10 protein-coding genes and 1 pseudogene are annotated in these 12740 nt (G+C 50.7%); 5 read left to right on the top strand and 6 right to left on the bottom strand.

The window, feature by feature from the left end; translation table 11 throughout:
• Window positions 1-110: 110 nt before the first annotated feature.
• Window positions 111-716: a signal peptidase I gene (gene lepB, locus AC1S52_RS21775; RefSeq protein ID WP_482031142.1), complete on the bottom strand. Its 606-nt coding sequence runs from the start codon at window positions 714-716 to the stop codon at window positions 111-113.
• A gap of 252 nt (window positions 717-968) precedes the next feature.
• On the opposite strand from lepB, the gene AC1S52_RS21770 reads away from it, so the two are divergent.
• Together AC1S52_RS21770 and AC1S52_RS21765 are read left to right on the top strand one after the other, a co-directional pair.
• Window positions 969-2300 (top strand): dihydroorotase, encoded by a 1332-nt coding sequence (locus AC1S52_RS21770; RefSeq protein ID WP_482031141.1) that lies wholly within the window; start codon window positions 969-971, stop codon window positions 2298-2300.
• A gap of 407 nt (window positions 2301-2707) precedes the next feature.
• Window positions 2708-3298 carry a DUF2808 domain-containing protein gene (locus AC1S52_RS21765; RefSeq protein ID WP_482031140.1) on the top strand — a complete coding sequence of 197 codons (591 nt, stop codon included), beginning with the start codon at window positions 2708-2710 and terminating at the stop codon, window positions 3296-3298.
• Between the two features lie 63 nt (window positions 3299-3361).
• On the opposite strand, the gene tsaE is transcribed toward AC1S52_RS21765, so the two are convergent.
• A complete protein-coding gene (tsaE, locus tag AC1S52_RS21760) occupies window positions 3362-3841 on the bottom strand; it encodes a tRNA (adenosine(37)-N6)-threonylcarbamoyltransferase complex ATPase subunit type 1 TsaE (protein ID WP_482031139.1) in 480 nt (159 codons plus the stop codon).
• 135 nt (window positions 3842-3976) lie between these two features.
• Window positions 3977-5356 carry a gluconeogenesis factor YvcK family protein gene (locus AC1S52_RS21755; protein WP_482031138.1) on the bottom strand — a complete coding sequence of 460 codons (1380 nt, stop codon included), beginning with the start codon at window positions 5354-5356 and terminating at the stop codon, window positions 3977-3979.
• 687 nt (window positions 5357-6043) lie between these two features.
• Between AC1S52_RS21755 and AC1S52_RS21750 the strand changes: the two genes are divergently transcribed.
• A complete protein-coding gene (locus AC1S52_RS21750) occupies window positions 6044-6826 on the top strand; it encodes an ABC transporter ATP-binding protein (protein ID WP_482031137.1) in 783 nt (260 codons plus the stop codon).
• A gap of 148 nt (window positions 6827-6974) precedes the next feature.
• Complete coding sequence (locus AC1S52_RS21745; RefSeq protein ID WP_482031136.1) at window positions 6975-8201, top strand: MlaD family protein; 1227 nt, start codon at window positions 6975-6977, stop codon at window positions 8199-8201.
• Between the two features lie 788 nt (window positions 8202-8989).
• Here the strand turns inward: AC1S52_RS21745 and AC1S52_RS21740 are convergent.
• The 3 genes and pseudogenes from AC1S52_RS21740 to AC1S52_RS21730 form a co-directional block, all read right to left on the bottom strand.
• Window positions 8990-9829: an alpha/beta hydrolase gene (locus AC1S52_RS21740; RefSeq protein WP_482031135.1), complete on the bottom strand. Its 840-nt coding sequence runs from the start codon at window positions 9827-9829 to the stop codon at window positions 8990-8992.
• An 18-nt stretch (window positions 9830-9847) separates the two neighbouring features.
• Window positions 9848-12064: a single-stranded-DNA-specific exonuclease RecJ gene (recJ, locus tag AC1S52_RS21735; RefSeq protein WP_482031134.1), complete on the bottom strand. Its 2217-nt coding sequence runs from the start codon at window positions 12062-12064 to the stop codon at window positions 9848-9850.
• Between the two features lie 134 nt (window positions 12065-12198).
• A pseudogene (locus AC1S52_RS21730) lies at window positions 12199-12636 on the bottom strand (IS1 family transposase); the annotation flags it as partial.
• Between AC1S52_RS21730 and AC1S52_RS21725 the strand changes: the two are divergent.
• Window positions 12550-12740, top strand: a 191-nt coding sequence (locus tag AC1S52_RS21725) for a sigma factor-like helix-turn-helix DNA-binding protein (RefSeq protein ID WP_482031189.1), incomplete at its 3' end; no start/stop codon positions are given. The pseudogene AC1S52_RS21730 and the gene AC1S52_RS21725 overlap by 87 nt on opposite strands.

Raw genomic sequence — 12740 nt, 5'->3', positions numbered from 1 at the left:
AAAATTAGAAGTTAAGAGTTGAGAATTAGAAGTTGAGAGTTTGGGTTTTGGAGTCATGTCTCAATCGCTGACTCCTCACTCCTCACTCCTCTCCAACAACTAACAACCCCTTAATAACTCGGCTCCGGTGCAATTTCCCCAACCCGTGCCAGGGGCCAAAAGCGAACGATGGCTCGACCAATAATTTTCTCCCGTGGGACAAAACCCCAATAGTGGCTGTCATAGCTATTGTTACGGTTGTCACCTAAGACCAGATAGGACCCTTCTGGCACAACCTGGGGACCCCATTGGTATTGGGGATTATCGGCAATATAGTTTTCGCGCAAAGGCTCATCATTCACGTAGACTCGCCCACCTTTCACTTCCACCTTTTCGCCTGGTAAGCCGATAATTCGCTTAATGAACGCATCATTAAAGTTTTGCTTTTCCAACGCTTCTGTCGGCGCGAATACGACAATATCTCCTCGTTGCGGAGTTCTGAAGTAGTAACCTACCTTATCTACAATCAAGCGATCGTTGACCTGGAGAGTGGGCAGCATCGAGCCAGAGGGAATATAGCGAGCCTCCGCAACAAAGGTGCGAATGCCAAATGCCAGGACAGCGCTTAAGCCTATTGTCTTAAGCCCTTCTACCCAGGGATTTTCAGTCGCTCTTGGTTGTGGATTGGGTTGTTGGGGAGAGTTGTCATCCGACACTTTGCTTTCTACACGGGTCATAGGATTTAACTGTCAGGTACCACTAAAGTCAGAGAATTTGAAAGATGCTGAAGATTCGTAAGAAACGATATGTTTGATTTATCTATCAATAAAATTGATTCGTCTAGCTATCGCCTACCTTATCTATCGTCCATCTATATAGTTGACATAGTTGACTGGTTTGTCACAGATAATTAGGATCTATGAGCTTTTCGGAAAATCACCATCCATTCCTAAACTACTCCAGGATTAAGAATCCTGCATGACAAAATCATGACATCCAATGCTTCTTTAATTATCCGCCATGCCCAAATTCTTCTCCCAAATGGCGAGTTTATGCTGGGTGATGTTCAGGTACAGGATGGTGCCATTGTACAGGTGAATTCCGAAATTTTATCTTTTGCTGAGGGACCAGCTATTGAAATAGACGCTGATGGACTGACTTTGTTGCCAGGGGCGATCGATCCTCAGGTGCATTTTCGGGAGCCGGGTCTGGAATACAAAGAAGACTTGTTTACTGCCAGTTGTGCCTGTGCCAGAGGGGGGGTGACTTCTTTCCTGGAAATGCCTAACACTCGCCCGCTGACCACTACCCAGGCAACCTTGGATGACAAATTGCAACGGGCGGCTCAGAAATCCCTGGTCAACTATGGCTTTTTCATCGGAGCTACCGCAGAGGTGTTGCCAGATCTGTTGGAGGCAACTCCCGCTGCGGGAATCAAGATTTTTATGGGTTCCATGCATGGACCTTTGCTGGTGGATCAGGATGAAGTGCTGGAAAAGATTTTTGCCCAGGGAACCCGTTTGATTGCGGTTCATGCGGAAGACCAGGCACGCATTGCCGAGCGGCGACAACAGTTTGCTGGAATGACTGATCCAGCGATTCACTCCACCATTCAGGACAATCAGGCGGCGTTAAATGCCAGCCAACTGGCACTCCGGCTCTCCCAAAAATATCAGCGCAGGCTCCACATTCTACACATGTCAACAGCTGAAGAAGCTGAGTTGCTGCGTCAGAATAAACCCGCCTGGGTCACGGCTGAAGTAACCCCTCAGCATTTGCTGCTAAATACCAGTGCCTATGAGCAAATTGGAACGCTGGCACAGATGAACCCACCGCTGCGATCGCCCCATGACAATGAAGTTCTCTGGCAGGCACTTCTGGATGGTGTGATTGATTTTATTGCCACTGATCATGCCCCCCATACCCTGGAGGAAAAAGCCCAGACCTATCCCAACAGCCCTTCTGGGATGCCAGGAGTGGAGACTTCCCTGGCTCTGATGCTGACCCAGGCAAAAGCAGGACGCTGTACCGTTGCCCAGGTTGCCCACTGGATGTCTACAGCGGTGGCGAAGGCATATGGCATTCCCAATAAGGGCGCGATCGCCCCTGGCTATGACGCGGATCTGGTTCTGGTGGATCTGAACACTTACCATCCTGTGCGACGGGAAGAACTGGTAACCAAATGCAAATGGAGTCCCTTTGAAGGGTGGGATTTAACCGGCTGGGCAGTCTACACCATTGTTGGCGGCAAGGTTGCCTACGAACGGGGAACACTCCATACCGATGTCCGGGGACAGGCACTCAAATTTAACGCTGCTTGAATGGATGCTATAGCCATAGCCACCTGATTCAGGACGGGGGGCAGGGGGTCCACCCCTGGCTGAGTGCCTTTTAACCCCCAATGTACTAGGCAACCTGGCGATAGCTATACCGCTATCAAAACCTCCGAAATCTCCAGGGTTTTGGAGGTTTATGTCAAGGTTTCCTTACATTGAAGCCAGAAAAACTGACAACCTAAATAGTTTGAGGAATTTGTATTCTAAAATACAAATAAAAATCACCCTTTCGGCACTCTTCTTTTCTTCCTTGTTTATTTACTGTTAAGTTTTGTTGAGCCTCTCGAAAAGGCGGCAGGTGTTCCCGATGAAGGCTAACCGCCTCATGGATGAATGCCTTGAATGAGTTTTTCGTTGGAAGGTTCAGCGTTTGAAGCATAGGGAGTTAAATCATGTTTAAAAAATCTGCTCATTTCTCATCTAATTGGATCAACATTTGCCTGGTGGGTACGACCCTGACAATTGGAGTCGCTATCCCAGCATCAATCAGTGCTTTGTCTGCCAATGCTGGACAGCTTCCCAGCGGTCAGAGTTTCTTTAACCGTGCTCCCCGTCTAGTCAGAACTGCCGCTTCGTTCCAATCTGTGAACACCCCCTCCACCTATCAGTTCACGGTGAAAGTGCCTGAAGATGCGGGTGCCAATCTGCAAGCTGTGAGAATTGGTCAAGATCAGGAAACTTATACTGTTGATTTTGATCCCAACCAGAGCACAGCTTTCCTGGGCAACAGCTTTGCCGGTGGACCCAAAGTACCGCTGGCAAGCATTGGGGGCGACATGCCTGCTGACTCAGATGCAGTCACGGTCGTTTTTGATCCACCGATCGCCCCTGGTCAGACGGTGACTGTCTCGTTGCAAGCCAACCGGAACCCACGGGATGAAGGTGTCTATCTGTTTGGAGTAACCGCCTTCCCTGAAGGCAAAAGTAATCAGGGTCTATTTCTGGGGCACGGTCGGGTGAATGTTTACGAGAATTCCAGATAGGAACTGGGAGGGAACCAGGAGTCAGTTATCCTTCTGGCTTCTGGTTGACACCGGCTCTTGGTTTTATCGGGCGATCGCCTGAATGATTGGCTGCAAAACAGACTGCCCGATCAGCGTCAGAACTACCTGTCTCCCTGAACTGGAGTCGTAGGTCAGGTGAATGTGCAGGTAGGTCTGCGGTCGATGTAACAATCGCTCTGCCCACTCGATCGCCACAATGCCCAACTCGACCTCACCGGCTTCCCAGTAGGTTTCGGGGTAAAGGTCAGCCACTTCGGCTGGGTTCAAACGATAAAGGTCCAGGTGGTAAAGCGGTAGTCGCCCATCCAAATATTCATTAATCAGGGTAAACGTCGGGCTATCCACCGCATCTTTGATACCTAAACCCTGCCCAATTCCCTGCACTAGAGTCGTCTTACCGCTCCCCAAATCGCCCTCCAATAACAACACACTTCCCGCCGGAAGACTCTGACCCAACTGGACGCCTAACTGCTTCGTAGCTTCTGCATCAGACAGCAAGAGGGTTTTGGCGGAGGAAAGCATTGGGAAAGTGAGAGGTGAGGGGAGTTGAGAGTTTTGAGTTGAGGATTTTGAGTTGAGAATTGAAAGTTCCGAGTTGAAGTTAAGAGTTAGAGATATTTATCCTTCATCCCTCATCCCTCATCCTTCGCTCCACCCTCACCGACTGACTTCAAACCCTTGCACCCGGCTATACCACCGTAGTAATACACGAGCTAAGGCAATCGGGTCGTGACGAATTAAGCCAGTTTGTTCATCTTCGTACATGATATTCGCCAGGATGGCGCGTCGTCCGAGGCGGGTTACGGTGTCCCGATCCAGGGGGACCGGGTTGGAGTTTTCTTGAGCATAGCGAATCAGCGCCCGGGCGGAGGGAACTTTTCTCTGCACGAGTACGGCTTCAAAGAGTCTGCGCCCACAGGCCTGGTCGATCGCCCGAATGTGGTCACCAACGCTATACCCCTGGGTTTCCCCTTCCTGGGTCATGATGTTGCAGACATAGATGCAGGGGACTTTGCGCTGGGCGATCGCTTCTGTAATTTCCGGTACGAGCAGATTAGGAATAATGCTGGTATAAAGGCTACCGGGACCAATGACAATAAAGTCTGCCTCCCGAATCGCTCGGATCGCTTTTGGCAAAGCGGGAGGATTGGCAGGCGTACAGCCCATGCGGACAATGCTGCCTTTGGCTTCGGTAATGCTCGACTCACCCTCAATTCGACGACCATCGGTTAGTTCTGCCCAGAGGCGCACATCCGCCAAGGTAGCGGGCAATACCTGACCTCGGACGGCAAGCACCTGGGAACTGGCAGAGATCGCCTGCTCTAAATCCCCAGTCACCTCGCTCATGGCGGTCAGAAACAGGTTGCCAAAGCTATGCCCAACCAGTCCATCGCCTGCCTTAAAGCGGTACTGAAATAATTCTGTGACCAGTCGTTCCTCGTCTGCTAATGCTGCCAGACAGTTGCGAATATCGCCCGGTGGCAGTACCCCAATTTCTCGACGTAAGCGCCCGGATGAACCGCCATCATCGGCAACAGTGACAATGGCTGTGATGTTGGCACTGTATTCCTTTAATCCCCGCAACAGATTAGAAAGTCCGGTTCCGCCGCCAATGACCACAATTCGGGGTCCCCGGTGGAGCCGCCGATGGGTCAGCAACAGATCGACCAGTTCTTCATCCTTATCGGGCATCAATACTTCTGTAATTGAGCCAAGGGTGCGGGTCTGACCTAACCAAACGAGCAAGAGTCCGGTTGCGATCGCGAGCGGTCCTGTCACGTAGCTGGGAAGCAGGTCTGTAATGGTTTGTAGGGCATCTCCAATAAACTGGGTGATGCGATAAATAGGGGTTCGTTTTGTCCAGATAGCCAGCCCCAGAAAGGTGAGCATCATGCCACTGGCGCTTAACAACAACCACCGCTTAACCAACAAACCAGGAGATAGCCACTTGAACCACTGGTTCACCCGATTAGGCGTGCGATAAAACGACTCTTGCCGAAGCATATGGAGCGCATGTTTCAGTAAACCGATTGTCATGGTTAGCCACTAACAGGGTAGGAAGGGATTGCCAGTGAACAAGCGAACTGTTTTGAATCTAACAGCAGAATAATCCAAACCCCAACTCAAGCCCCAAATTCAATTGCCTGGAAATTGTATCTTGTAGTTAAGAGAATTCTCTGATGCAAATCTGCCTTTTATCGGATGACCTGCTTAAAGATACCATTTGCATTTTGGAGCGTCAGGAACCTGGAGTTAGAATCCTGGAGATTCTAGTCCACTCTGTATCAAAAGTGCTACCTTTTTTTGGAGAACTCGCTTGAATGAAATGTGTCAGCGGCAGTTGAGAAGCCAGGATATAACCTTGTATCTAGTCTGTGGCGTAAGTTTGGCACCTCTGGTTCAGCCAGGGCAGAGTTTGGAGGGCAGAGTTTGAAGGGCGGAGTTCGGATTGTGGAGTGCGAAGGGTGGAGAGTGGAGTGCAAAGTAGGTCAGTGTATCTAGATTTCCGCCTATAGGTACTAGTTCCTACTGGGGGAAAAGATCTTCTCTGATAAAGTCTTATAAAGTTCTAGAATCTGATAGCTCTAGGTTTACCTCCTCAGGCTGATGGAGTATTCCAGTCCCAGTTTGATAGGTTATAGGTTTTCTAATAGCGTCCCCAGGCTGAAATGCCAGTTTCTGCCGGACTAAACTGGTTTATGGTTACGCTGCTCTATATCACCAATGGCTGAACCGCTGATTGAATTAAAGGGAATTTCCAAGGCATTTGGCAGCAATGTTGTGCTGGACAATGTTGACTTGACAATCTATCGGGGCGAGGCATTAGGGATTATTGGTCCATCGGGGACTGGCAAATCTACCATCCTCCGAATTATTGCTGGTCTGCTGGCTCCCGATGCCGGAGAAGTTTACGTTCAGGGGCAGCGGCGGCAGGGATTGATTGATGATTCGGAAGACCCGATTGGGATTGGGATGGTATTTCAGCAGGCAGCCCTGTTTGATTCTTTAACCGTGGATGAAAACGTTGGGTTTCTGCTTTACCAACACTCGAAGCTGACTCGACGACAGATTCGGGACCTGGTTGAGCAGCGGCTAGAAATGGTCGGTTTATCAGGAATCAGCGATCGCTTTCCGGCAGAGCTTTCAGGGGGGATGCGAAAGCGGGTCAGTTTTGCCCGTGCCATTATGTCCAATCCCGATAATCCGAAAGACACTCCCGAAGTGCTACTTTATGACGAACCCACCGCTGGGCTTGATCCAATTGCCTCCACGGTGATTGAAGACCTGATTCGCCAGTTGCAGCATGTTCATGGTGGTTGTGGCACCTACGTCATGGTTACCCATCAGGACAGCACCATCCGTCGGACTACCGACCGAGTTGTGTTTCTCTATCAAGGCAAAGTCCAGTGGGAAGGGACTGTTGATACGGTAGACTCTACCGATAATCGTCTGGTTCGGCAGTTTTTTAGCGGCAAGGTTGAAGGACCGATTCAGGTGATTGGCTAGGGCAGCGGTAGGGGGCTACCACCTAATCCCCTACCCACTGACTCGTTGGAAACCTGCAAAATCTCTCAAGTCTTCCTTGTAGGATTGAATAGCTGCCAACTTTTGGTTGAACTTTTGGTTGGTAGATGAGCAGTAGCAGTGAGGTGAGATGATGCGATCGCGAACCGTTCGGGAAGGCTCTGTGGGGTTGTTAATCCTTTTAGGACTTGGTCTTTTTGCAGGGCTGATCCTGTGGCTACGAGGTTTAACCCTGGGGCAGCGTAGCTACAAAGTCATCATTGAATTTGCCAACATTGCAGGTTTAGAAATGGGTGCCCCTGTTCGTTATCGGGGGGTAAATGTGGGGCGAATTACTGCCACTCGACCGGGACCTAATGGGGTTGAGGTTGATGTAGAAATTTTTCCTGCTGATTTGATTATTCCCAGAGCGGTCGTTGTAGAAGCCAGCCAGTCAGGGCTTTTGGGAAGTACCTTTATTCAAATTAATCCGACCAAACCCCTGGCGACGGTTGCCCAAGCCACCGCCCTTGAACCTGACTGCGATAGCACCCTGGTTATTTGTAATGGCGATCGCCTTCCTGGAGAGATTGGCGTGAGTGTGGATGAGTTAATCCGGGCTTCTACCCGGTTTGCTGATGTCTATAGCGATCCCAAATTTTTTGAAAATGTTAATGCCGTTGCCAAAAATACGGCTGAAGCTGCCTTAGAAGTTGCCAAACTAAGTCGGGAGTTTGGGGAGACAGCGGCAGTCGCCAAACAGGAAATATCCACGTTCTCAGGGGCAGCCCGGTCGATTACTCAGGCAGCTAATAAGCTGGCACTGACGACGGATGAGGTCAATCAGCTATTGGTCAGCAATCGGGCAACGCTGGTTAGTACCCTGGAGAATATCAACCAGATTACAGCTCAACTGCGAACCACAACCTCCAACCTGGATCCGATTGTGAGTCGCGTTCAACAAGGGCAACTAATTGAGAATTTGGAAGTGTTAGCCGCAAATTCAGCAGAAGCATCTGCCAGTTTGCGAGACGCTTCTAAGGCACTCAACAACCCCGCCAATATTCTTGCTTTGCAGCAAACCCTAGACTCCGCTCGTTCCACTTTCCAGAATGCCCAGAAAATTACCGCTGATCTGGATGAACTGACTGGAGATCCCGCTTTTCGCGAAAATCTGCGGCGGTTGGTGAATGGTTTAAGCAATCTGGTGTCTTCTACCCAACATCTGAACCAGCAGGCTTACTATGCTCAGTTTCTAGCCCCAATGGCGGCGATCGCCAATGACCCCACTTCACCTTCACCAAAAGCCTCAGAGCCATTGCCTGCCCCCCACCAACCAGTCCCTTCCGCCCCTGCCCCCAACCTTCAGGAGCAATAACGAGAGTCAGCTTACTGGAAGCCACTCTGTTGTTTAATCTCCTGTGTCCCGCTGTCTTTAACCCGCCCTTTTACCCAAGAGGTTTACTTTGATAGATGGGATACTGGAATCCATTATTTCCGGCATCGTTGCATTCTTTGCTACCAGTATCGATAATCTGGTGATTTTGACGGTATTTTTTTCTCAGCTCAACACTCGGTTTAGCTGGCAGCATATCGTTGGTTGACAATATTTAGGATTTACGGCACTGATCTATAGCGTCGCTGCCGTCACCTTTGCCAATGGGGGAGACAATATGGGTGTCTATGTTCCTCTCTTTGCCAGCAGTACCCCTGTCGTTACCCACTCAAACTGTGGGAGTCCTTCTACAATCACCAGCGGTTCCCTCAAGGATTGGAGGGGCAAATACCCATAGAGGTGCATAAAAAAGGCTACAGAATTCATGCTTCTACACGTATGCTAATTTAACTTGTCATTACAGGTAGGTGTTAGTTATACCGATTTAAACGGACTTGTGGGCACATCGAAGTTCAGGAGGGGCTTGGCACTGCCAAGCCCATACCGGGATCCGCCGTGGTTTTAATTCAAATTGGTATTATTTACAATCTAGGGCTGTTCGCTTTCTCGTTACCAAGCTCCAGCTTGGTAATATAGCCTGAAAGCTCCAGCTTCCACTCGGATTTAGACAATCGCAGCATCCATAGAATCCTTGCCAGCGGCGAGTTCTGCTCCAGGAAGCCAGTCCCCTACTTCAAGCCAACTTAAAAGACGATCGCACTTAAAAGAAATCACGGAGAGTTTTGCTGGTCTGAAGCTTTTACGAACTGCCCAAAGTCTTGCAAGGCTTGAAAATACTGCGCTCCGCCAACCAGCATGACATCGTTGTGGTCTGCGCCCTCCACTGCCAGAAACTGCTTGGGTTCGTTGGCGCGCTTGAACAATTCCTGACTGTGCCAGAAGGGAATAATGCGATCGCGGGTGCCGTGGATAAACAATACGGGACAGCGGACATCCCCAATTCGCTCCAGATTAGGAAACTTGTCAAACGGGTAAAGGGGAATCCGGGTCATAATCCGAAAAACACTGGTAAACGTACTTTCCAAAATTAATCCTGCCACTGGCTGACGGCTTGCCAGGTAAATGCTGGGACCGCCCCCTACAGATCGCCCATACACTATGATTTCTGTGGGCGATTTCTTCAAGGTGGATATTAGATATTCATAGGCGGCATCGATATCACGGTAAGTATTCTGCTCGGAAGGGGTGCCCTGACTGGTGCCATATCCCCGATAATCGTAGGCAAAAACAGCAAACCCGCTTCGCCGGATCTGTTCTAGAAGGGGGCGATTGTCGCCCAGGTCTTCCGCATTGCCGTGGCTGTAGAGGAGGGTATAGGTTGCCTGGGGATTGGGTAGGTAAAGGGCAGAAATTTGCACTCCGTCGCTAGTCGTTAGCTTCAGAATGTCCCGGCTATCCTGATAACTGGACGGGAAAGGACGAAAAATCAGACCTTCCGCAAAGAAGAAGCCATAGGCACCGATCGCCAGGTAGACAAAGATCAGCGATCGCACCAGCCGTCCGACAGACAGCTTTCCCAGTAATCGTTCTAGTAACCGCCTGCGGTTCATGGCTCCTGGGATTTATGGTCAATGACCCAATGCGCTGAGCGCCGCCTTAATAATATCGAAGTAGGGCGCTTTAGAAACATCGACTGGAAGCGGATCTTGCTGGTCTTTGCGGAGAGTGCCCAGGCGTTGCCCCTGACGCACAATCAGCACTTTGCCATCCCCATTTTGAATCCTCAGTTCCTGCCCGTTGCCGTTTTGAGAAAGGTTGCAAGTATACGGGCGATCCTGATGGGTAAACTCTGTACCGGGCTTGGTAGCAGGCAAGCGCACACCGACCAGCTCCAGTTCAACGGAAATCTCTCCATCCCAATCATTGGTGCGCAGGCGATAGGCAATATCCAGATAATCGGGAAGGGGGTAGTAGTCGCCCCAGCGCCACGCGATCGCCTTAAACTTGCGTTTGACTCCCAGCCCTTCATCCTGCACAGATAGCTTCAGGTGTCCCTTGCCAATCGTCTTTTGCTCACAGATCCGCACATTGGCTGACCAAAACACCGGCTCTGGGTTGGCAATGCCACAGGGATGGAGGGCATCAATCTGAGCATAGAGGTGGTGATCGACCTGCGCCAAGGAAGCCTGGACATCAATTTCAACCAGGGGTTTGAGTTGATCGGGTTGCAAGCATTGGTGGGCAAAGGTGCAGAGGCGATCGCCAAATGCCTCCAGGTTCTCTGCTTTGAAGCTGAAGCCCCCCGCTGCCCGGTGCCCGCCATGTTTTTCCAGCAGGTCTTTGCAGAACTCCAATGCCTCAAACACATTGAATTCGGGAATACCTCTGGCGGAACCACGAATTTTGGCAACCCCTTTGCCATCTGGCTCCGTTGCCTCTTCTTCATAGGTGCCAATGAAAACCGGGACTCCGTAACGCTCCACCAGACGCGAGGCGACAATCCCAATCACGCCATGATGCCAGTTGGGTTGTACCAGCAGCAGCACCCGATCGCCCCGGATCGAGGCTCCCCGGTCTTCGCAGAGGGCGATCGCCTCTTGTTCAATCTGCTCACACAGTTGTTGCCGTTGCTGGTTAATTTGCTCACACTGCATGGCCCGTTCCAGCGCCACCCCCATTTCATCGGTGGTGAGTAGCTCAATCACAATTTGTGGATCTGCCAGACGACCAACGGCATTGATGCGGGGACCCAGGCGAAAACCGATCGCCTCTGGCTTCAGATCCTTTGCCCCACTTAGCCCGGATACCTGAATCAGTGCCTGCACGCCGGTCAGCTTGGATTTGGGCAACAACTGTAGCCCCCGCCTGACCCAGCGACGATTGACTCCAGTCAAGGGAGCCAGGTCAGCAATGGTGCCCAGGGTGAATAGTTCTAGCAGGGGATTGGATAAACCCTGTGCCTTACCTAAACTTTGTGATAGGGACATTGCCAGCACGTAGGCAACCCCCACTCCCGCCAAACCGTAGTAAGGTGACGTTTCTGCAATCAGTTTCGGGTTGAGGATAGCGTTGGCGGGTGGCAATTCCGGTGGCAGATCGTGGTGGTCGGTAATGATCACCGTCAGTCCCAGTTCACGGGCGTGGGCGATCGGCTGGTAGGCGGCGATGCCGTTATCCACCGTCAGAATCACCTCTACCCCTTCCTCATAGAACTCATCCACAATCCGCTGGTTAATGCCGTAGCCCTCCTTCATCCGGCTGGGAATGGCGTAATCAACTCGTGCCCCCAGAGATCGCAGTGCCCGCAGCAGCAGTGCCGTGCTGGTCATGCCATCCGCATCGTAATCGCCACAAATGGCAATCCGCTGGCGCTGGTTAATCGCATTGATTAACAGTTCCAGACTAAGGGGCAGGTCAGGAAAATCTTCCAGGGGCGAGGGCAACTCCAGCAGTTCTGGGTTGAGAAAGGCGATCGCTGCCTCCGGCTCATCAATTCCGCGATTCAGTAAAACCTGTGCCAATAGCGGCGACAAATCCGTTACCTGCACAATCTGGTTGACCTGCTCTGGTGTAGGCGAGGCAATGCGCCACCGTTGGTCGGGTAGTTTACGGGAAGAAACGGCTTGAGAACTGAGTTGGTTAACCACTGGGTTTTGAAATGAGGGGACTGGAAAGAAGGGGCGATCGCTGGATAGGCAGCAAACCCATTTACAGCAGTTTTTAGACGAGTGCCACACAATGAGTGCCGTTATATTAAGGCACAACCAACGTTCTGTGTGGCATCCACAAATTAAAATTGCTGTGACATCCAATTCGTCTGCTTTACCGCTTTGATCAGTATTCACCGGAGTTCTGGCAAACACTCATCTGAATGCTGGCAATCAGTACAAATGCATTGCTTACAAAGGCATTGCTAAATTTACCGCAAGTTGGCAGAAATTGAGCCATTCTTAACTGCAAAAAAATGAAGGTAGTGCCATTAGGTAAAGGATAGGGAAAAATCAGTCATCTGCTCGCGTTGTAATTTCTCTCGAATCTTCTGGTTGTAGTGATGGATGAAGTTCCAAATCGCACCAATGTGATTTTCGAGCTTCTTAGAAAATGACAAACTCCGTCGCACTAACCGGGAGATGCGCTGACGCAACGTGTTATTCAATCGCTCAATATGACTCGTTAAACCCGAATCTTTATCCACCGCAAAATGCCGTTTGCTGGGCAGTACACTCCCATAGGCTTCCCAATGGTCAGTGTAGATGCGCGCATATTGGCGGTAAAGGCGGGGCAGTGACTGCCACAATGCTTGGGCCGATTCAGTAGAACGGTCTCCCACATGACACCCGATAATTTCACGACTGGCTCTATCCATCGCCAGCCAGACCCACTGTTTATTGCCCTTTTCCTCTATGACCTGACCCAGAAGGAAACGGCTGATCGCCTCGGTATTAGTGCGGTCACGGTTTCTCGGCGGGTTAAGAAGGGGCTGGAATCGCTGCAAAAGCTGATGGCTGGAACTGAAGACTA

This window comes from Kovacikia sp. CALU 1929, from assembly GCF_056784235.1.
This window is presented reverse-complemented; position numbering and strand designations above follow the sequence as displayed.

What these genes read in the sequence shown, in the direction of transcription:
- AC1S52_RS21770 (WP_482031141.1), top strand. Translation starts at nt 969, where the DNA reads ATGACATCCAATGCTTCTTTAATTATCCGCCATGCCCAAATTCTTCTC.
- AC1S52_RS21740 (WP_482031135.1), bottom strand. Translation starts at nt 9,829, where the DNA reads ATGAACCGCAGGCGGTTACTAGAACGATTACTGGGAAAGCTGTCTGTC.
- AC1S52_RS21750 (WP_482031137.1), top strand. Translation starts at nt 6,044, where the DNA reads ATGGCTGAACCGCTGATTGAATTAAAGGGAATTTCCAAGGCATTTGGC.
- AC1S52_RS21755 (WP_482031138.1), bottom strand. Translation starts at nt 5,356, where the DNA reads ATGACAATCGGTTTACTGAAACATGCGCTCCATATGCTTCGGCAAGAG.
- lepB (WP_482031142.1), bottom strand. Translation starts at nt 716, where the DNA reads ATGACCCGTGTAGAAAGCAAAGTGTCGGATGACAACTCTCCCCAACAA.
- AC1S52_RS21765 (WP_482031140.1), top strand. Translation starts at nt 2,708, where the DNA reads ATGTTTAAAAAATCTGCTCATTTCTCATCTAATTGGATCAACATTTGC.
- tsaE (WP_482031139.1), bottom strand. Translation starts at nt 3,841, where the DNA reads ATGCTTTCCTCCGCCAAAACCCTCTTGCTGTCTGATGCAGAAGCTACG.
- AC1S52_RS21745 (WP_482031136.1), top strand. Translation starts at nt 6,975, where the DNA reads ATGATGCGATCGCGAACCGTTCGGGAAGGCTCTGTGGGGTTGTTAATC.